General features: G+C 63.1%; 17 protein-coding genes. 7 read left to right on the plus strand and 10 right to left on the minus strand.

Annotated elements, in window-relative coordinates; all coding sequences use genetic code 11:
* From AAHK20_RS19115 to AAHK20_RS19135, 5 genes are all read right to left on the minus strand, one after another.
* Positions 1–927 carry a LysR substrate-binding domain-containing protein gene (locus AAHK20_RS19115; protein WP_449183076.1) on the minus strand — a complete coding sequence of 309 codons (927 nt, stop codon included), beginning with the start codon at positions 925–927 and terminating at the stop codon, positions 1–3.
* Positions 928–1086: 159 nt separating this feature from the next.
* A complete protein-coding gene (locus AAHK20_RS19120; protein WP_449183195.1) occupies positions 1087–1902 on the minus strand; it encodes a transporter substrate-binding domain-containing protein in 816 nt (271 codons plus the stop codon).
* 127 nt (positions 1903–2029) lie between these two features.
* Positions 2030–3592: a histidine ammonia-lyase gene (gene hutH / locus AAHK20_RS19125; protein WP_449183077.1), complete on the minus strand. Its 1563-nt coding sequence runs from the start codon at positions 3590–3592 to the stop codon at positions 2030–2032.
* A 239-nt stretch (positions 3593–3831) separates the two neighbouring features.
* On the minus strand, positions 3832–5154 hold the full coding sequence (locus AAHK20_RS19130) for an MFS transporter (RefSeq protein ID WP_449183196.1): 1323 nt from the start codon (positions 5152–5154) through the stop codon (positions 3832–3834).
* Positions 5155–5325: 171 nt separating this feature from the next.
* Positions 5326–6543: an FAD-dependent monooxygenase gene (locus AAHK20_RS19135; protein WP_449183078.1), complete on the minus strand. Its 1218-nt coding sequence runs from the start codon at positions 6541–6543 to the stop codon at positions 5326–5328.
* A gap of 174 nt (positions 6544–6717) precedes the next feature.
* Here AAHK20_RS19135 and AAHK20_RS19140 point away from each other — a divergent pair, with 174 nt between their 5' ends.
* From AAHK20_RS19140 to AAHK20_RS19160, 5 genes are all read left to right on the plus strand, one after another.
* Positions 6718–7653, plus strand: coding sequence for a LysR family transcriptional regulator (locus AAHK20_RS19140; RefSeq protein ID WP_449183079.1), 936 nt, complete (start codon positions 6718–6720; stop codon positions 7651–7653).
* Between the two features lie 171 nt (positions 7654–7824).
* Entirely contained in the window at positions 7825–8901 is a 1077-nt protein-coding gene (locus AAHK20_RS19145) for an LLM class flavin-dependent oxidoreductase (protein ID WP_449183080.1), read from the plus strand.
* Between the two features lie 21 nt (positions 8902–8922).
* Complete coding sequence (locus tag AAHK20_RS19150; RefSeq protein ID WP_449183081.1) at positions 8923–9738, plus strand: class II aldolase/adducin family protein; 816 nt, start codon at positions 8923–8925, stop codon at positions 9736–9738.
* Positions 9738–10334 (plus strand): cysteine dioxygenase family protein, encoded by a 597-nt coding sequence (locus AAHK20_RS19155; protein WP_449183082.1) that lies wholly within the window; start codon positions 9738–9740, stop codon positions 10332–10334. Before AAHK20_RS19150 ends, AAHK20_RS19155 begins: the two co-directional genes overlap by 1 nt.
* Positions 10331–11941: a rhodanese-related sulfurtransferase gene (locus AAHK20_RS19160; RefSeq protein WP_449183083.1), complete on the plus strand. Its 1611-nt coding sequence runs from the start codon at positions 10331–10333 to the stop codon at positions 11939–11941. The genes AAHK20_RS19155 and AAHK20_RS19160 overlap by 4 nt, the downstream gene beginning before the upstream one ends.
* 64 nt (positions 11942–12005) lie before the next feature.
* Here the strand turns inward: AAHK20_RS19160 and AAHK20_RS19165 are convergent, their stop codons facing one another.
* Positions 12006–12917, minus strand: coding sequence for a LysR family transcriptional regulator (locus tag AAHK20_RS19165; protein ID WP_449183084.1), 912 nt, complete (start codon positions 12915–12917; stop codon positions 12006–12008).
* A 235-nt stretch (positions 12918–13152) separates the two neighbouring features.
* Between AAHK20_RS19165 and AAHK20_RS19170 the strand changes: the two genes are divergently transcribed.
* Both AAHK20_RS19170 and AAHK20_RS19175 read left to right on the plus strand, forming a co-directional pair.
* Positions 13153–14112: an ABC transporter substrate-binding protein gene (locus tag AAHK20_RS19170; protein WP_449183085.1), complete on the plus strand. Its 960-nt coding sequence runs from the start codon at positions 13153–13155 to the stop codon at positions 14110–14112.
* A gap of 41 nt (positions 14113–14153) precedes the next feature.
* Positions 14154–15356 carry an acyl-CoA dehydrogenase family protein gene (locus AAHK20_RS19175; RefSeq protein WP_449183086.1) on the plus strand — a complete coding sequence of 401 codons (1203 nt, stop codon included), beginning with the start codon at positions 14154–14156 and terminating at the stop codon, positions 15354–15356.
* A gap of 194 nt (positions 15357–15550) precedes the next feature.
* Here AAHK20_RS19175 and AAHK20_RS19180 read toward each other — a convergent pair whose 3' ends face one another.
* Genes AAHK20_RS19180 through AAHK20_RS19195 form a run of 4 tightly spaced genes read right to left on the minus strand, consistent with a single transcriptional unit; the run spans position 15551 to position 19533 of the window.
* Entirely contained in the window at positions 15551–16585 is a 1035-nt protein-coding gene (locus tag AAHK20_RS19180; RefSeq protein WP_449183087.1) for an ABC transporter substrate-binding protein, read from the minus strand.
* A gap of 53 nt (positions 16586–16638) precedes the next feature.
* Entirely contained in the window at positions 16639–17475 is an 837-nt protein-coding gene (locus tag AAHK20_RS19185; protein ID WP_449183088.1) for an ABC transporter ATP-binding protein, read from the minus strand.
* On the minus strand, positions 17469–18515 hold the full coding sequence (locus AAHK20_RS19190) for an ABC transporter permease (RefSeq protein ID WP_449183089.1): 1047 nt from the start codon (positions 18513–18515) through the stop codon (positions 17469–17471). Before AAHK20_RS19190 ends, AAHK20_RS19185 begins: the two co-directional genes overlap by 7 nt.
* Positions 18516–18540: 25 nt before the next feature.
* Positions 18541–19533: an ABC transporter substrate-binding protein gene (locus AAHK20_RS19195; protein ID WP_449183090.1), complete on the minus strand. Its 993-nt coding sequence runs from the start codon at positions 19531–19533 to the stop codon at positions 18541–18543.
* Positions 19534–19568: the final 35 nt, after the last annotated feature.

The raw sequence follows: 19568 nt of genomic DNA on the forward strand, positions 1-19568 counted from the left end.
TCAACCGAACATGGCCGTTATGTCGCGTCCCGCTTGCTCGGCTTCCTCGATTAGCCAGTCGAGAAACTGCCTGGCTATCGGGGAGTCCTCCACGGACTGCTTCCAGCAAATAAAGTATGGGAATGGCATGGGTAGTGCAATCTTGAACGGCAAGACAAGATCGTGTCGCTTGATGCTGTCAATGGCAAAGAAGCCCTGCCCCAGCGAAATGCCTCGCCCTCTGATTGCCGCATCGATTGCCATGCCGGACACGGAGTATGTGAGTGGCGCCAACACCTCAGGTAGCGGTACGCCGACCGCATGAAACCAGTTTTTCCACGTTGGTGGCGACATCTTTCCCCATCCCCACTCAACGTGAATCAGCGGGTAGCGCAAGATATCCGCTGGTTGCGAAATCGGCGCTTCCGACTGCAGTAGCGAGGGTGCACATACAGGTGCGACTCTGTCGGTAAAGACAATGTGATAGGGCGTTCCGTCGCCCGGAGGCGCCCCATAAGTCAGCCGGACATCGGCATTTCTCGCGCTGATATTGGTTTCGTGGTCGACGACCTCGAGATGAACCTGCACGTAAGGGCAAATGGCGTGCCATTTGTCCAATCTTGAGGCAAGCCAGTGGGTCGCTACCGACGGAAACGTCATCAGGGTGAGCCGGCGGCCCGTCTGTGCCTTGAGCGCTGCCTGGGCGTCATGGAAGCACTCGAATCCCCGGGAAATGTGCGAGTGGTACAACTCGCAGAGTGGCGTTGGTCGCAGACCGGTATTCTCCCGGTCGAAAAGCGTAACCCCAAGAAAGTCTTCAAGCACGCGAATCTGCTGACTAATCGCCCCCGGCGTAACGTGAAGCGCCTCTGCGGCGGCCACGACACTGCCGTAACGAATGACGGCATCGAATATCTGCAAGGCTCGAAGAGGCGGAAGGCGATTCATGTCGTTGACCTAGACAATGCCGTTGGGAATGCCAAGCCGGGAAGCATTGTCAACTCGCGAAGCCAGTCTAGCAAAGACTGGCTCGTGACGGTCGTTTGGAATAGGGTCGCCTTCAAGACGTCGCCTTAAGACGCGATCACGTCATGCACTGCCGCACGCTTACGGTTGTACATCGGTCTTGAACCACTTTTCCGAAAGCCGTCTCACGGTACCGTCCGCCAGTGCTTCCGCGATGGCCGTGTCGAATTTTGCTTTCAGATCCGTATCCTGTTTGCGAAATCCAAGACCTTCTCCCGGCCCCCAGATCGCACCGCCGATCGCGGGTCCGGTGATCCGGATTCGGGCGGTGTCCTTGTTGTCGGCAATTCCGGCGTAATAGGTCACGTCGTCGAATGCCATGTCGATACGTCCATTAACCAAGTCGAGGTCACGTTCGGCTGAGGTCTTGTAGAAGCGTACGGACGCGACGTCCTTGAAGTTGTCGGAGATGAACTTGGTGTAAACCGTGCCGGACTGGATGCCGATCGTCTTTCCTTTCAGCTGATCGCGTAGCGGGGCGATCGTGGGCCTGTCGGTCTCCGGGTCACCCGTCAGCTTGAGGAAACCGGTTTTTCCGGCCGTATTCGTCAATCCATGCCCATCCACCACCGCAAACGCGGCCGGCGTAGCAGCGTAGGGCTTGGAGAAGGCAATGACCTTTTCGCGATCCGGCGTGATGGCAAGCGCGTCCATCACGACATCGAATTTGCCGGCCTGCAGGCCGGTGATCAGTCCGTCAAAGTCCTGGGCGACCGTCTCGCACTGCAGGTTGACGCGCTTGCACAGGTTGTCGAGCAATTCCGGCTCGAATCCAGAAATCTTTCCGTTCGGCAAGGTCAGGTTCCAAGGGGCGTAACTCCCTTCCAGGGCGACCTTGACGGTCTTCCATTCCTTCGCTTGAGCACCGTTTCCCGTCAATGCCAGTGCGCTGAGCATTGTGACGAAAGAGACCTTCAACGCATTTGCGAAAACCGTTTTCACACCACACCTCCATATCGTTGAATCGAACCACGGCCGCCGGCTCGCCGTCCTGGCTCCACAATCGTTGCCGGCGGTATCCGCTTCAGCTGTGCAACGTGCCCGCGATGTTCTCGACGATGCTCAACAAGTCGCCCTGCTCGACCAGCTTGTGCACTTCCACCATGTCCGGATAGAAAAAACGGTCGCCTTCCGCGGTCGGGGCCACCTGCCGAATTCGCGAATAGACCGCCGCTGTCGCCGGCGATGCGTCGGCGGGATCGAAGAAGTCAAGCGCCTGCGCGGCAGTGAGCAACTCGATGGCCAAGACATGCTGCAATTTGCGGGAGGTGGCGTAGGCTTTCCGTGCGGCGTGATAGGCGAAGCTCACCGGGTCTTCCTGATTGCCGCTCGTCGATACGCTGTCGACGCTGGCGGGTTGCGCGAGGTTGCGCATCTCGCCGAGCAATCCTGCCGCGGTGTACTGAATGATCATGTAACCGCTGTTCAGCCCCGGATCTTTTGCAAGGAACGCCGGCAGTTCACTGAAGTAGGGGTTGACGAGCCGATCAGTCCGGCGCTCCGAGATCTTCGCGAGCGTCGTCATGGCGATACAAAGGAGATCGCAGGCAATGCCGACGAACGTACCGTCGAAGTTGGCGCCGGAAATCGCGGTACCGTCGTCGCCCTCTGGGTAGATCACTGGATTGTCGCCGCACGATCCCACCTCATCGAGAATCGCGTCATATGCGTCATTGATCGCCCGCTTGGACGCCCCGTGTACCTGAGCAATGCCGCGAAGGCTGTAGGTGTCCTGCAGTCTGTAATCGGCAAAGCGATCGCATAGCGCACTTCCTGCCAGCATTCGCCGGATGTTGTCGGCGGTGTTTCGTTGATGGACATGCTTCTTGACGGAGTGGTACCGGGCGTCCAACGAGCGTGTGGTTGCCTTGAGCGGCTGCAGGGACATCGATGCCGCAATGTCGGCAGTCTTTGCAAGCTCGATCGCGTTGTAAAGCGAAAGCATTCCGATCGCGGTTACCGACGTGGTGCCGTTGGTGAGCGCAAGCCCCTCCTTGCATCGCAGCGAGTGCGGTTTTAGCCCCGCGCGCTCCAATGCTTCGGCGCCGCTCATGCGCTCACCGCCGTAGTAAGCCTCTCCTTCGCCGATCAGCACGAGAGCCATATGTGCCTCGGGTGCGAGATAGCCGACCGATCCGTCGCCCGGCGCGAACGGGGTGATGTCGTTGTTCAATAGCCCGGCGATTTGCTGCAGCAATTCAATGCTTACGCCGGAATAGCCCTTGCCGAGGCTAATCAGCATCATGAGGAGCGTGGCGCGAACAATTTCGCGAGGCAGCGGCTCGCCGACCGAGACGGCATGCGAGCGCACGATATTTCGTTGAAGTTGTTCCGCGTCGCTCGGACTGATGACGCGTGTCGAATTCGCACCAAAGCCGGACGTTACGCCATAGACAAGCCGATTCTGGTTGAGAAAAAGATCCACCAGGCGGCGCGAATTCAACACGCGTTCGCGATAAGCGGAAGAGAAGGACACGCGTGCGCCATGTCGTGCTATTGCAATGAATTGCTCGATCGAAATGTCGGCTTGATCGAGATTGACCTCAAAAATTTTATTTGGCCGAGATTGAATGTGCGCCAAAGACATTCTAAATATCCTCCGTCGAATGCGTGCAATGAAGCGGGCGGCAACACCGGTTTGAAGGTGGAACGCTTGCTTGAGATCGTTGCTGGCAAGCGTAGAGTCGCTTGCCGCGGCACACAAACGATTTAATTTGAGGATCGGGTTTAGATATTCTAAAGCGCGTTTTTTGTGCGAATTTCGACTTGTCCGAACGAAGAATGATTTCCGCGCACCTCAGCAAATGAGATGCGCGTAAGCAACCCTCACAGCCGTTGCCCTTCTTTGACACGCAATCGCGCCGGCAATCCGTACATCAGAATCGCCGCACAGAGCAGTGAAAGGCAGCCGATGACGTACAACGCCGGTGTCGTGCTGCCGGTGACGTCCTTGATCCGCCCCACCATCACTGGGCTGACGATGCCACCCAGCTGGCCCAAGGTGTTGATCAGCGCAATCCCTCCCGCGGCGCCGACGCCGGTGACGAGTTTGGGAGGCAACGCCCAGAAAGCCGGGATAGACGCGATCGTGCCGGCGCCCATGATCGCGAGGGCGGCGATGAGGAAGCTGACGTGCTTGTCGAATATTCCCGCGGCAAAGAAGCCGATTGCAGCGAGGAACATCAGCGCAACGACGAACCGGCTGCGATGACCGCTGGCGTCGGACAGACGGCCGACCAGCACCATCGTGGCCGCCCCGCACAGATAAGGCACCGCCGTGAGAAAGCCGATGGTGGTCGGATCGACGATCCCCGAAGAACGAATCAACTGCGGCGCCCAGAAATTGAGGCCATACGAACTGACTTGAATCAGGAAGTAGATCAGCCCGAGTGTGAGGAAGCCGGGAGTCTTCAATGCTTCGAGCAACGAGTGCCCGCCGATGTCCTTGTTCTGCGCGGCGATACGACGAGACAACAGCGCCTGCTCATCGGACGTGAGCCAAGCGGCGTCTTCGACACGGTCTTTCAGCGTTTTGAGCACGAGGTACCCGAGCCCGACGCACGGCAAGCCGCCGACCAGAAACAGCCAGTGCCAGCCACGCATCGATAGGACGCCTTCCATGCCTGATAGAACGAGTCCCGCGACGGGCGCGCCGACGATCCCAGCGAAAGCCGAGGCCAAGAAGAGCAGCGAGGTAATACGGCCGCGATAGTCGACCGGGAACCAAAGCGTCAGGTAGAACAGAACGCCGGGCGCGAACCCCGCCTCCATCGCGCCGATCAAAAATCGCAACGTGTAGAACTGCCACTCGTTATGGACGAGAGCCATCAAGGCGGTGGCGATGCCCCACGAGATCATGATTCTGGCGATCCAGCGGCGCGCGCCAACCTTATAGAGCATCAGGTTGCTGGGCACTTCGAACAGCACATAGCCGACGACGAACAAGCCCGCGCCCAAGCCGTAAGCCGTGTTGCTCAAGCCGAGATCGGTCTGCAGCGCGAACTTGGCAAAGCTGATATTGATGCGGTCGAAGAACGCGAACAAGTAGCACACCATGACAAGGGGCATGATTCGCCACGCAACCTTGCGCACGACATGCGATTCATTGGCATGCGCTAGACGTGTCTCACGCAGGGTCGATGATGTGATCTCGTTCACAAGTGTCTCCAGTAGTCGCCGCGCCCATTGGTGCGTGAGCTGCGGCGATCAGTTAGTCAGGCGCTCTTGCCGGCGCTGGGAGACATCTTGCTGAAGCGGTCGGTTGCGGAGAAGGACAAAGAGACGAAGTCAGCTTTCGCGTTTCGCGAAAGCGCGCGCGGCTCAAAGCCAGGTGCCCCCCTGACGTTCATTCGGCTCTTCCGTAAGCGCATCGAACCCATGAATCCAATCCAAGTGATGCATCACGCTGTCGCGCTCGCCGAGCCGGGCGTTGCGCGCCTGCGCGGCCGGCCCGTCGGGCAGATGCAGCACGTCCGCAGTCGTGATCGACGCGTACTGCACCTTGCGCGTGCGACCCCTTCGCAAGCGCTCGTAGGCTTCCTGCGCCTCGCGCCAATTGCCTGGACCCGCCTTGGCAAGCTGCGCGGCCAGCACCACGGCATCCTCGATCGACTGATTGGCGCCCTGGCCGTGATGCGGCACCAGTGCATGCGCGGCATCGCCGATCAGCGTCACACGGCCCTTGCTCCAACGGCCGAGCGGAGGACGATGGAACAAGCCCCACCGCTGACTGATGGGCACTGCGCTGATCATCTGCACTACGGCCGCATGCCAGTCCCCGAACAGGCGCAGCTGCTCGCCCTCGCTAGCCGGCATGACCCACTCGCGCGACGGCCACGGCGACGGATGGCGCTCGACCAGCAGAAAATTCTGGTCGCCTTTGTCGCCGATCGGATAGTGCAGCAGATGTCCCTGTGGTCCGATCCAGAACTGGATGGTCTCGGGATCGGGCAGCAAGTCCATGCGCTCCGCCGGCACCACGCCGCGAAAGCCTGAGCAGCCTGAATACAAGGCGTCGTCGTAGCCAAGCATCCAGCGCCGCGTGATCGAACGCGCGCCGTCGGCGCCGATCACCAGATCGGCCTCGATACGTTGGCCATTATCGAAAGTCAAACTCACACGATCCGGATACTGCGTGAGATCGATCAGCCGATGGCTAAGGTGGATGCGCTCGAGGCCGACCGCCTTGGAGAGCACAGCCTGCAGATCGGCGCGATGCACGCCCCAGTACGAGCCGCCGAATTGTTCGCGATAGCTGGGTGCGCCGCTGTGATGTCCGATGACCGCGCCGCTGCGCCCGTCACGATAGACAAGAGCAGGTATTTCCGCGCACACGCTGTCGAAAGCTTCGCGCAGTCCCATGCGATCGTAGAAGCGCGTCGCATTGGCTGACAGCGCAACAGCCGCCCCTACCTCGCGCAGCTCGTCGGTCTGCTCATAAAGCTGCGCATCAATGCCGTGCTCGCGAAGCGCGAGCGCAAGCGTCAGGCCACCAATGCCGGCGCCAATGATCGCTATCCTCAGATCCATCCGCTTCATCACTGTGTCTCCGATATCCAGGTTTATAGGCTTGAGTTGGCGAGGCATCAGGCAAGAAACGTGTCGAATGCGTGCGCCGTGTCAGTATTCTCAGGACGGGAGACTCATCCCACAATAAAATGCGAGGAATCTGCTTCATCACCGGATTGAATGAGCGAGTGCGAGGCCCGAGCCATGGAACTGAGCGATGTCGACCTTAATTTGCTGCTGCTTTTCGAACGGTTGATGCAGGAGCGGCGCGTGTCGACCGTCGCCGAGCAGATGAACATGAGTCAGCCCGGCGTCAGCAATGCGCTCGCCAAGCTGCGTCGCCGGCTTGGCGATCCGCTGTTCGTGCGCGGGCCGGGCGGTGTGGTGCCCACGCCTTTCGCGCTGCGTCTGGCAGAACCGGTTTCGCAGGCGCTCGCGACCCTGCATGCCGCGCTCAATCCCGAGACCGGTTTCGATCCGTTGCTCGCCACACGCACGATGACGATCGGCATGACGGATATAGGCGAGGTCGTATTCCTGCCCGCGCTGCTCGAACGCCTGTCGCGCGTGGCGCCTGGCATCGCGCTGAATACCGTCCGAAACACGAGCATCAATCTGAGCGAAGAGATGGCCGACGGCCGAGTCGATCTCGCCATCGGCTTGCTGCCGCAGCTCAAGGGGGGCTTCTATCAGCGGCGCCTGTTCGATCAGCGGTATGTCTGCCTGTTCCGGAGCGGCCATCCGCTCGAGGACACGCCGCTCACGCTCGCTGCCTGGCGCGAGGCCGAACATCTCGTGGTGGTATCGGCGGGCACCGGCCACGGCCAGGTAGAGGACTGGCTGAAACGGCGCGGCGTGCGGCGCCAAATACGACTGACAGTGCCGCACTTCATGAGCGTGGGCTACATCCTGCAACGCACCGATCTGATCGCCACGGTGCCGGAGCGCCTCGCCCTGCAATTGTCCACGCCCTTCTCGCTCAGCGTGCGCGCGTTGCCCATGTCGCTGCCCGCCGCGCCGATCCATCTGCTTTGGCATACACGAGTTCATCACGACGAGGGCAATCGCTGGCTGCGCGGGGTGGTGGTCGATCTGTTCGCGGACACCGCAACCCCTGCGCGCAAGGCGAAGACCAAGTAATCCCTCGCGGCAGTCCGCAACATGCGCATCCGATATCTTTATCTGAATTTACTATTTAGCCTTTGCATAACGCAGTGTTAGCCTGAATTCGACTCGCAGACGCGCCATTGCCCGGCGCGTCTGCTTCCACAGCCATTCCTTCAATGCGGCGGATGCCCGCAAGGAGCCAACGTGAGCGTCGAATTCATCGGCATGATCCAGCAGCGCAAGGTATCGGAAACCCATCTTCCGCAGGGCCCCGCAATCGATACCGAATACGTGCGTGCATTCGCGCAGGCGCACGAAAATGCCGGCTTCAATCGCATTCTGGTGCCGCACAGTTCGACGAGTCCCGACGCGACCATCACGATCGCATACGCGGCGAGCGTCACGTCCCGGGTTCATTTCATGCTCGCGCATCGCCCGGGTTTTGTGGCGCCGACGCTCGCGGCACGGCAGATCGCCACGCTCGATCACTTTTCGGGAGGCCGGCTCGCCGTGCACTTCATCTCCGGCGGCAGCGACGAAGACCAGCGGCGCGACGGCGACTATCTGAGCCACGACGAACGTTACGCACGCACCGACGAGTATCTGCAGATCCTGCGCCGCGTATGGACCGAAGAGCAGCCGTTCGATCACGAGGGGCGCTTCTACCGCTTCGAAAAGGCTTTCTCCGACGTCAAGCCCAAACAGACCCCGCACGTGCCGATCTATTTCGGCGGCGCGTCCGAACCGGCTCTCGCGGTCGCCGGCAAACACGCTGACGTCTACGCCTTGTGGGGTGAATCGAAGCAGCAGGTGCTTGAGCAGGTGACCCGTGTGCGCGCCGAGGCCGCGAAGCACGGCAGGTCCGTGCGCTTCTCGGTGTCGTTCCGCCCGATCCTCGCGTCGACAGAAAAAGCGGCCTGGGAGCGAGCAGAACACATCCTCGAAGAGACACGCCGCCTGCGCGTCGAACAAGGCTTTTCGCGCGGCGGCCCGCAGCAAAGCGAAGGCGCGCGGCGCTTGCTCGCCGCCGCGGGTGATGGCGTGCGCGCGGACGATCGACTTTGGACAGCCGTCGCAAAAGAGATCGGCGGCCGCTCGAATTCCACCGCCCTCGTCGGGACGCCGGCGCAGGTCGCGCAGACGCTTGCCGAGTACTACGAGCTCGGCGTGACAACGTTTTTGATTCGCGGCTTCGATCCGCTCGAAGATGCCGTCGACTACGGACGCGAGTTGATTCCCGCCACACGTGAGCTGACTTCACGCGTACGCCACGCTGCTTGAAACCGAAATTGCCATCGCGCCATGAGCACCATCGCCACTGAGAAACCCCAGCTCGCTTTTCGCAACCCGCCCATCCGCAAGTTCTGGTTCGACGACGACCAAGCGCCCCAGCGCTCGCTTGCGGAAGAACGTCTGCATCGGCAGCAGCGCCTGGCCGGCGCTTTTCGTCTCTTCGCGCAATACGGCTTTGCACAAGGGCTCGCAGGCCACATCACCGCGCGTGATCCGGAGTGGACGGACCATTTCTGGGTCAATCCGCTCGGCCGTCACTTTGGGCGCATACGGGTGTCGGATCTGTTGCTCGTCAATCGACATGGCGAGATCGTGGTGGGCGTTGGTCCCGTGAATCAGGCCGCCTTCGCCATTCACGCCGCAATTCACGAAGCACACCCGGATGTCGTCGCTGCGGCGCATACGCATTCGCTGTATGGCAAGGCCTGGTCCACGCTCGGCCGCAAGCTCGATCCGCTCACGCAGGACTCGTGCGCGTTCTACGAAGACCATGCACTGTTCGACGATTTTCGCGGCGTCGTGCTCGACACGACGGAAGGCGCACGCATCGCCGATGCGCTGGGTTCCTACAAAGCGGTGATCCTGAAGAACCACGGCATTCTGACGGCAGGCCCTTCCGTCGAAGCAGCGGCATGGTGGTACATCGCGCTCGAAAACGCGTGCCACGCGCAACTGCTCGCCGAAGCGGCAGGCACCCCGCAGCCAATTCCGCACGACGTGGCGGATTTGACGCATCAGCAGATCGGCCGCGCCAACGGCGCGCGGCATGCGTTCGAGAGTCTGTATGAAGGGCTCGTCGAAACCGAACCGGAGCTGCTCGACTGATGGCCATCGACAAACTCCGGCGCTTCGTCGGCGAGATTGCCGCGCTCGTCGATTCGGGCGCGAGCGAAGCCGAGCGCCTCGAACACGGCGCGAATGCCTTGCGCGAACTGATACGCGTCGACGACTGGCTGCCCGACGCCTACGCCCAACCTTCCATCGAGCGCTATCAGCAATTCCTTCTGTATGCCGATGCCCGCCAGCGCTTCAGCGTCGTCAGTTTCGTGTGGGGACCAGGGCAGCAGACACCGATTCACGATCACACGGTGTGGGGCCTCATCGGCGTGCTGCGCGGCGCCGAGCTGGCCGCGCCGTACGCGCGAAACGACGACGGCACGCTGCGTCAGACCGGCGATGAAGTGCGTCTCGAAGCGGGCGATGTCGAAGCGGTGTCGCCGCACATCGGCGATATTCATCGCGTGCGCAATGCCTTTGAAGACCGCACCTCGATCAGCATCCACGTCTATGGCGCGAATATCGGCGCGGTGCGCCGCTCGACCTACTCCCCCGACGGCCTGCCAAAGCCGTTCATTTCCGGCTACTCGAACGAAACGCTCCCGAACCTGTGGGACATCAGCAAGGAACTGCAACACTCATGACGTCCTACCCAGTCCGCACTTATGAAGACGTGCGCGAAGCACTGCTCGCGCGACACGAAATCGCCCTGCTCGACGTGCGCGAAGAAGACCCGCATGCGCAATGTCATCCGCTCTTCGCCGCCAATTTTTCATATTCGAAGATCGAGCTCGATGCCTACACGCGCTTGCCGCGCCGCGACGTGCCCATCGTTCTGTTCGACGCGGGCGAAGGCTTGGCCGAACGAGCCGCCGACAAGCTCGCTTCGCTCGGCTACACGCAAATCGCGTTGCTGGCGGGCGGCCTCGACGGTTGGATTCGCGCCGGCGGCGAGGTGTTTCGCGACGTCAACGTGCCGAGCAAGGCGTTCGGCGAACTCGTCGAAGCGCGGCGGCACACGCCGTCGCTCTCCGCCGAAGCGGTCGATACGCTGCTCAAGGGCGGCGACGATGTCGTGGTGCTCGATGCCCGCCGCTTCGACGAATATCAGACGATGAACATTCCCGGCAGCGTCAGCGTGCCCGGCGGCGAGCTCGTTTTGCGCGCGCGTGCGCTAGCGCCGAATCCCAAGACACGCGTGATCGTCAATTGCGCGGGCCGCACGCGCAGCATCATCGGCGCGCAATCGCTCGTGAACGCGGGGTTGCCGAATCCCGTCGCGGCGTTGCGCAACGGCACGATCGGCTGGACGCTCGCGGGGCAGACGCTCGAACACGGCAGTCAACGTCAGTTCGATCTCCAAGCCGGGATCGACGACGCGTCGCTCGCCGCTTCGCGCAGCGCATCGCGTGCGCTGGCCGACCGCGCAGGCGTGAACCGCATCGCGATCGCCGAGGCCGCGCGCTGGGCGGCCGATGCGTCTCGCACCACCTATCGCTTCGACGTGCGCACGCCCGCCGAGTACGAACGCGCCCATGCGCCAGGATTTCAGAACGCGCCGGGCGGGCAGCTCGTGCAGGAGACGGAGATGTTCGCGCCCGTGCGCGGCGCGCGCATCGTCCTGTTCGACGACGACGGCGTGCGCGCGAACATGACCGCTTCGTGGCTCGCGCAGATGAACATCGAGGTGGTCGTCGTCGATGGCGCGACAACCTCGGATCTCACCGAAAGCGGTGCGTGGCGAAGCGCGAAGCCTGAGCCTGTATCGACGACGCCCGGCGTCTGCGCCGACGAACTCGCCAAGCTCCTCGCCGACCCCGCGAGCGGCACGCTCGTCATCGACGTCACGTCGAGCGCGAATCACGTAAAAGCGCATATACCGGGCGCGTATTGGATCGTGCGCTCGCGTCTCGTCAACGCCATCGACGATCTGCGCGCGCTGCCCGATGCAAAGCGCTACGTGCTCACCTGTGCGACGAGCGCGCTTGCGGTGTTCGCCGCGCCTGAAATCGCCGCGCTGACGGGCAAGCCCGTGCATGTGCTCGAAGGCGGGACGTCGGCGTGGATTCGCGCTGGCTTGCCCACCGAAAGCGGGAGCGAACGCTTGGCGTCGCCGCGCATCGATCGCTATCGACGCCCGTATGAAGGCACCGACAACGCACGCGAAGCCATGAACGCGTACTTGGAGTGGGAATACGGGCTCGTCGTGCAACTCGAACGCGACGGCACGCACGGGTTCTTTGTGATTTGACGACAGCGCCAAGGCGCGATGCGGATAACCGATTTAGGCTGTCTGCATCGCGCCGTCCTTAGCGTCACGCGGCTCGCGAAAGCTGCGCCGCCTTGAAGCTCTGCTTCACACTCTCGGCAAGCACAGCGAGCGCCGACTGCATCTTCCCGAGCGCCCGTGCCCGCACGATCCACACCGAGATCTCGGGCTTGAAGTCGCTCACCTGCAGCACGTCGAGTTGCGCGGCATGGGCGCTGGTGCGTAACAGCGGCAGCGGCACGAGCCCCAACCCGACCCCATCGGCCACGAGACCCAGTTGAAGCTCCATACCGAGAGTCTCGAGATTGAGCTTCAGCGAATACCCCTGCGCCGCGAGCGCCTGCTGCAACCCCGCGCGAAATCCGCAGCCGTCGGGATTCAACACCCAACCGTGCGGCTGGCATTCGGCCAGCGTCAGCGAGCGCTTTTTCAAACTACCCTTTTGCGCAACCACGGCCATTTTCAAGGTGCCGAGCGCCTCGCCCACGAGCGTCTCCGGCAACATGCGATTCGCCGGCAGCAGCACGATGGCCGCATCCAATTCCCCGTCTTCCACTTTCTGCAGCAACGGATTGCCCCATCCTGTCGAGACCCGCGCCTGCAGCTCCGGATGCGCGCCGCGCAGCGCATGCAACGCCTTGAGCATCGCGACGTCGGCGACCGTCTGCGCGACGCCCAAGCGCAGGACTCCGGCGAGCGGCGCGTCGTCCGTCACGAGGTGCCTGAGCGCATCCACTTCGCGCACGATCGCACGGCATTGCTCGTACACGACGCGGCCCATCGGTGTCGTCTTCAGCGGCTTGGTATTGCGATCGAGCAGCTCGACACCGAGCGCTTCCTCGAAGTTCTGGATGCGGCGCGTGACGGCGGGCTGCGTCAGCTCGAGAAAATCGGCCGCCTGACTCAGCGACTGACTGTGCACAACGGCGACGAAAGCTTCAATTTCATCGAGTTTCATGGATGCTTTTCTGCTTGATGGAATGATGAAATCGCCGACAACTGCACGGCGGATTCGGGAGCTTAACGCGTCGCCGCAACCGCATTCAAGCACCTGATCGCTTTTCTCACTCGCATATTAGGAAAGAAGAACAATGCGTTTGCCTTATAAAAAGCGTGTACGTATCGTGTGCTTTTCGGCGACTTCGCTTATGTAGCTTCGTTTTACGCCACTTCATTCAAGCATCGCATTTCTCATGGCCCATCCCGCTCATCGTTTCCCGCAATCCTTGGTTGCTCGCCTCCTGCTCGTAGCGCTCACCGCCTGCGTAACGCATGCCGCGCTTGCCGACACCACCTTGAAAGTCGGCGATCAGCAGTTGCAGACGCGCGGAATTCTCGAAGCTTCTGGCCAACTGAAAGACGTCCGGTACAAGATCGAATGGTTCAACTTCCCGGCCGCACAGCCGCTCGGCGAAGCGCTCAACGCGGGCGCGATCGACATCGGCGGACTCGGCGACGCCCCGCTGATCTTCGCCTATGCGGCAGGCGCGCAAGTACGCGCCGTGGCTGCAACGCGCTCGACGCCGGTCGATCTCGCGATCGTCGTGCCCGACACCTCGCCGATCAAAACGGCCGCCGACCTGAAGGGCAAACGCATCGCGACGACGCGCGGCTCGATCGGTCATTACCTCGTGATCGCGACGCTGGAGCGCGCGGGCCTCAAGCTCACCGACGTGGACCTGCGGTTCATGCAGCCGGCGGACGCCAAGGCGGCGCTCGCCTCGGGCAACGTCGATGCGTGGTCCACATGGGACCCCTACGTTGCGCTCGCGGAGCAGCGCGATGGCGACCGCAGCATCGCGAACGGCGTGAACCTGTCTTCCGGCCTCAGCTTCCAGGCCGCGACGGAAGCCTCGATCAAGGCCAAGCACGCCGAAATCGCCGACTTCCTGAAGCGCGTTGCGGCGGGCCAGCGCTGGGCGCTGACGCATCCGGACGAAGTGGCGGCGATGCAATCGAAGGTCACGGGATTGCCGCCCGGCGTGCTGAAGACCATGTATCAGCGCGCGCAACTGCATCCCGTTTCCATCGACGATGGCCTCATCGCCGAACAGCAAAAGACGGCCGACCTCTATCACCGCGCGGACGTCATCAAGACCCGCCTCGATGTGGCGCCGAGCTTCGACAAGCAATTTCCGCTGGCCGCGCCTTGACTTCGCGCCCGCGTCCGAATGCATCGATACGGACTTTGCCCATGACCAGCCGTCAACCCGATAGCGCACTCGCCGACGTCGAGCGCGACGCCGCAGCACTGGAGGCGCTCGCCGATCTCGACAGTCCGCGCGCCGACGCCTGGCTCGCCGCACTCACGGAAGAATTCGCGGCAAGCGCCGCTGAGCTCGACGCGGGCCCGATCTTTCCTCACGACAACCTCGCGCGCCTGCGCCGCGCCGGCCTGCTTTCGCTGACCGTGCCGCGCGCGCTCGGCGGCCGCGAAGCGACGCTCGCGCAAACGCTGAAGGTGATACGCGGCGTCGCGCGCGGCGAGCCGTCGACGGCGCTGATTCTCGTGATGCAGTGCCTTTACCATCTGCGTTTGCAGGCCAATCCGAATTGGCCCGTGGCATTGAAAGAACGCATCGCGCGCGACGCCGTCGAACGCGGCGCGCTGATCAATTCGCTACGCGTCGAGCCTGAACTCGGCTCCCCTTCGCGCGGCGGCCTGCCCGCGACGGTTGGTAGGATCGAAGGCGATCACTGGATTCTGAACGGCCGCAAGCTCTACTCGACGGGCAGCCCGGGGCTCACGTGGTTCGCCGTTTGGGGACGCACGGACGAAGCCTCGCCGCGTTCCGGCACCTGGCTCGTCCATCGCGACACGCCGGGCATCCGCTTCGGCGAGCTATGGAACCACCTCGGCATGCGCGCGACGGGCAGCCACGAAGTGATCTTCGAGAACGTGCGCGTACCGCTTGATCAAGCTGTCGATCTGCAAGCGCCCGGGCCGGGGCAAGGTCTAGACCCGGTGACGAACGTCTGGATGAACGTGCTGCTGCCCGCGATCTACGACGGCGTCGCTCGGGCCGCGCGCGACTGGTTCGTGCAATGGGCCGCGCATCGCGTACCCTCGGGATTGAGCGCGCCGCTTTCCAGCCTCGACAGCTTTCAGCAGATCGTGGGTCGCATCGACGCCTTGCTGTTCAACAACCGCGTCTTGCTCGACGCCGGCGCGGCGGGACAAGTTAGCGCGTCGGAAGCGCCGACGATCAAGTATCTCGTCAGCAAGCACGCAATCGACGCCGTCGCGCTTGCGCTCGAAGCGAGCAGCAATCCGGGCTTGAGCCGAAACAACGCGCTGGAGCGCCACTATCGCGATGTGCTGTGCGCGCGCATTCATACGCCGCAGAACGATACGGTGCTTGGCAGTATCGGGCGCGCTGCGTTTGCGGCGCCCTGATCGTTGACCGTCTGCGCGGCTTCGTCCCCAAGAGAACCTTCCGCGCCACAAATAGCCACGTATCCGGCGTGGAAGGCTTCATGCGGTTTCACTGAATACGATAAGTATCAAAATCGATGATACTTGGTGATACCAGCGTCGAAGACCTTCGTAAGCGGAAAAACTCGGCGACACCAACTCACGGCAGACGCCTTTCAAACCAGCACATCCGCAAACACCCGCGTAGCGAAACGATCCGAACTCGTCCCGTCATTCAACACGCCGACCGATTTCAGATCGTCGGCATACAGCGCGATTTCCTTCTTGAATGCATCACCGACAGGGTGATGACGGTCCGTATGGCTCTTGAGCATCGCAGTCAGTTGCTCGACATTCGCGCCCGGCGCATTCGGCGCGAAGATCGCCGCGGCTTCGGCCGGGTGATCCGCGGTCCACTCGGTGGCTTCGAGCAGCGCTTGAGTCAACGCCTGCGCAGTCGCGCGATCGCGGCGGACGAGCGAGCCGCGCACGCCCAGTACGCAGCACACGCGGTTGGCGTACTCGCCGCACAAGTTGTTCGACACTTCCTGCAAATGGTCCGTCTCGCGCAGCGTCCAGATGGTCGGATCGCCATCGGCGATCGCGTGCACTTCGCCCTTCTTGAGCGCCTCGCCCAGGAGCGGCGCCGGATATTGCCGCCAGTGGACATCGTTGTCGGGATCGACGCCGACCTTCTTCAGCGAGATCGCGAAGAAATTCTTCGCCGGGCTCGCCATGTCGCTCACACCCACCGTGCGGCCCTTGAGCCCTTGCAGATCGACGATGCCGGAGGCCCGCGTCGCGAGCAGGCGCATGCAGCCGCCGTGGATGCCCGCCGTCAGCTTGACGTCGAAGCCCTGCTCCAGCGGCTTGATCCAGCGCAGCGCCATGCCGACGCCGGCGTCCGACTTTCCCGTCGCGATGGCTTCGAGCAGTTGGTCGGTCGAGCCTGCGAAGTTGACGAGTTCGACCTCCAGACCGTGCTTGCGAAAAAAACCCTGCTTGACGGCGACCGGGACGGGTGCCGTGCAGATCGCGCCCGCGTTCCACGAGAGCTTGAGCGGCTTCAGACCTTCGTCCGCGGACGCGCGCATGGCAGGCAATCCGAACGCGGCGCCAGAGAGCGCCACAGCGCCCGCCACCCGTCCCGTGTTGCGCAGCCACGCGCGGCGCGCGAGGTTCGAAGGTGTGTTCTCGTCGAAGAGAGTCATGTCGTTGCTTTCCCAATGCGTGAAGTGATGTTTTTTTAGCGCCGCTGCCTTGGCTACGTCTCGAGGCCCAGCAGCCCCAAGACCTCGCGGCGCAACGACACGAGTGCCGGGTCGTCGCGATGACGCGGATACGGCGCGTCGTTGCGGACCTGCGCGACGATGCGTGCCGGGCGCTCGCTCAGCACGATGACGCGATTCGCGACAACCAGCGCTTCTTCCACGTCGTGCGTGACGAACAGCACCGAAAAGCCTTCCGCCTGCCACAGACGGACGAGCTCGCCCTGCATGCGGAGGCGCGTGAGCGAATCGAGCTTGCCGAACGGCTCGTCGAGCAGGAGCAGGTGCGGATCGTTGACGAGCGCGCGCGCCAGCGCCGCGCGCTGCGCCATGCCGCCCGAAAGCTGATGCGGAAAAGCCTGCGCGAATGCCGCGAGGCCAACCAGTTCGAGCGCGGCATCGATACGCTTATCGACGTCGTGCTGCGCTTCGCCTGCCGGTGCCTTGCGCTTCGCGCGCTGCTGCGCCTGCGGACCCAGCGCCACGTTGTTGCGCACGGTGCGCCACGGAAACAGCGTCGGGTCCTGGAACACGACGACGCGCGAAGGGTCCGGGCCTGCCACGCGTTCGCCATCCGCGTGTATCGAGCCACGCTCGGGCGCGTCGAGGCCGGCGACGAGACGCAGCAAGGTCGATTTCCCGCACCCGCTCGCCCCGAGCACTGCGACGAACTCGCCCGGCTCGATGGTGAGGCTGATATCGTCGAGCACGGGCAGCACGTCGCCGCGCAGCGCGAACCGATGACTGACGTTGCGGATATCGATGCGAGAGCCTTGCCGCTTTTGGGCGGGCTCGGAACCGGCGTGAGAAGGTGCGAACGATGCGGCTACCATTTGAGCAACCCCTTTTGCCAGGCGAGCAGCCGGTCTCGCACGCGGAATAGCAGCGTGATGAGCCCGGAGCACATCAGCGCCATCACGAAGAGCGCCGCGTACATATTCGAATACGCCGCCCAGCCCTGCGCCCACTGCAGATACCAGCCGAGCCCCGCTTTCACGCCCATCATTTCGGCGACGATCAGCACCGCAAACGACGCGCCGAGCCCCATGAAAAGCCCTACGAACACGGAAGGCAGCGCGGCGGGAATCGCGACGCGCAGAATCAGGAACGAGGGCCGCGCGCCGAGTGTGCGCGCCACGTCGTAATAGGCGGAGTTCACGCTCGCGACGCCCGACCAGGTCAGCACCGCGACGGGAAACGCCGTGGCCAGCGCGATCAGGAACACGCTCGCGCTGAAGCTCGACGGGAAAAAGAAGAAGGCGAGCGGCAGCCACGCGGTCGCGGGCAATGGGCCGATCAGACGCAGCACGGGGTGCAGCCAGTAGCCGACCGCCTTCGACCAGCCGATGCTCACGCCGATCACGAAGCCCGTCAGCGCGCCCGCCAGATAGCCGTAGGCGAGCAGCACGAAAGAATGCGCGACGCTCGACGCGAGCCTCGGCAGATCGTCGGCGAAGACGGCAATCAACGCTTGCGGCGGCGCGAAGAACGGCCGCGGCAACCATTCGAGCTGCGCCGTGGCCACTTCCCATGCGGTCAGAACTAAAGACAGCGCAAGAAGCCACGGCGTCGCGTTCAGCCAGGCTTCGAGACTCAAACGCCCCGGCTGCGTTCGCGTTTTCGCCGATGCAACGGAGCGCCAACCGGCGACGGCGATGGCCAGCGACAGCGCGGCAAGCAGCAGCTTGACGATCAGCCACTCGCGCGTGTGCGGCCAATCGTCGAGTGCCGGCCACCATTGCGTCACGGCCGCGCCGCCAAGCCAGCCGAGCGCGGCCAGCAGCGCGACGATGCGCTTGCCGCTCTCGCGCGAAGCGGGTGTGTCGTCCGCGGGGAAACGGGCGACGTCGAAAGTCTGCGTTTGTGTAGACATGGCTAGGCGTTCCGTCAATGCGAGGTCATGCGGCGCTGGCAATGCGCGTGTCCGAAATCGCGCGCACATCAATGCGGCGCGGCAGGATCGCATCCCGAAACGCGCTGTCGGCCACTTTCTGCAGGGACTCGATATCGGCGTCGTTGACGAAACGCTGTTTGAGCGATGCGCGCTTCGTGATTTGTTTCGCGGCGTCGAGCGGCGAGCGCGTGAGCGTCGCGTAGATCTGTGCGTAGGCGTCGGGATTCGCGAGCGCCCAGTCGCCCGCGCGCTGATAGCGCAGCAGGACGTCCGCGATGGCCGCGCGTTTCTTCGCGTCGGCAAGCGCTTCGCCCGATGCGGTGATGAAGCCGAGCCCGCTGTTGATGCCGGTGCCGTCGCGCAGAATCCGCGCGCCATGCTGCACGGCGATGCCGTAGTACGGATCGAACGTCGCCCACACCTCGATCGCGCCGGATTCGAAGGCGGCAAAGGCATCGACGGGCAGGATGAAGCGCACCGACACGTCGTCTTTCGCGAGCCCCGCTTCCGCGAGCGCGCCGTACAACTGGAACTGCGAAATGCTGCCGCGCGCCGACGAAACGTGAACCGTGCGTCCCTTCAGATCGGCAACGGTGCGGATCGTCGAGCGCGGGCCGACGAGAATGCCGAGCTGCGCGCCCGAACCGACGCGCGTCGCCACGATCTTCAGGGTCGGATCGCCGACGGCCGCCGCGAGAACCGGCAAGTCGCCCGCCGGCGCAAGATCGACGGCGCCTGCGCGCTGGGCTTCGAAAAGCGGCGCGGCGCCCTGGAAGTTGGCCCAGCGGTAGGCGTACGGTGCGCCGTCCAGCACCTTGGCCGCTTCGACGAGCGCCCGTGTGCCGCCAGCCTGATCACCGAGCACCAACGTCAAGCTGTCGGCGGCGCTCGCGCGGCGCAGCTCCGAAGCGAAAGCGGCCGCGGCCAGCGGCGCCGCCGCAAGTGCGCGCAGGACGCGCCGCCGCACGAAAAAAGACGTTGAAACAGTAGCGGTCATAGGTCCTCGCCGTCGATAGTGAGCACAGCGTAACG

It is taken from the genome of Trinickia camelliae, from assembly GCF_053525655.1.

What these genes read in the sequence shown, in the direction of transcription:
- AAHK20_RS19115 (WP_449183076.1), bottom strand. Translation starts at nt 927, where the DNA reads ATGAATCGCCTTCCGCCTCTTCGAGCCTTGCAGATATTCGATGCCGTC.
- AAHK20_RS19120 (WP_449183195.1), bottom strand. Translation starts at nt 1,902, where the DNA reads ATGCTCAGCGCACTGGCATTGACGGGAAACGGTGCTCAAGCGAAGGAA.
- hutH (WP_449183077.1), bottom strand. Translation starts at nt 3,592, where the DNA reads ATGTCTTTGGCGCACATTCAATCTCGGCCAAATAAAATTTTTGAGGTC.
- AAHK20_RS19135 (WP_449183078.1), bottom strand. Translation starts at nt 6,543, where the DNA reads ATGAAGCGGATGGATCTGAGGATAGCGATCATTGGCGCCGGCATTGGT.
- AAHK20_RS19140 (WP_449183079.1), top strand. Translation starts at nt 6,718, where the DNA reads ATGGAACTGAGCGATGTCGACCTTAATTTGCTGCTGCTTTTCGAACGG.
- AAHK20_RS19150 (WP_449183081.1), top strand. Translation starts at nt 8,923, where the DNA reads ATGAGCACCATCGCCACTGAGAAACCCCAGCTCGCTTTTCGCAACCCG.
- AAHK20_RS19155 (WP_449183082.1), top strand. Translation starts at nt 9,738, where the DNA reads ATGGCCATCGACAAACTCCGGCGCTTCGTCGGCGAGATTGCCGCGCTC.
- AAHK20_RS19160 (WP_449183083.1), top strand. Translation starts at nt 10,331, where the DNA reads ATGACGTCCTACCCAGTCCGCACTTATGAAGACGTGCGCGAAGCACTG.
- AAHK20_RS19165 (WP_449183084.1), bottom strand. Translation starts at nt 12,917, where the DNA reads ATGAAACTCGATGAAATTGAAGCTTTCGTCGCCGTTGTGCACAGTCAG.
- AAHK20_RS19170 (WP_449183085.1), top strand. Translation starts at nt 13,153, where the DNA reads ATGGCCCATCCCGCTCATCGTTTCCCGCAATCCTTGGTTGCTCGCCTC.
- AAHK20_RS19175 (WP_449183086.1), top strand. Translation starts at nt 14,154, where the DNA reads ATGACCAGCCGTCAACCCGATAGCGCACTCGCCGACGTCGAGCGCGAC.
- AAHK20_RS19180 (WP_449183087.1), bottom strand. Translation starts at nt 16,585, where the DNA reads ATGACTCTCTTCGACGAGAACACACCTTCGAACCTCGCGCGCCGCGCG.
- AAHK20_RS19185 (WP_449183088.1), bottom strand. Translation starts at nt 17,475, where the DNA reads ATGGTAGCCGCATCGTTCGCACCTTCTCACGCCGGTTCCGAGCCCGCC.
- AAHK20_RS19190 (WP_449183089.1), bottom strand. Translation starts at nt 18,515, where the DNA reads ATGTCTACACAAACGCAGACTTTCGACGTCGCCCGTTTCCCCGCGGAC.
- AAHK20_RS19195 (WP_449183090.1), bottom strand. Translation starts at nt 19,533, where the DNA reads ATGACCGCTACTGTTTCAACGTCTTTTTTCGTGCGGCGGCGCGTCCTG.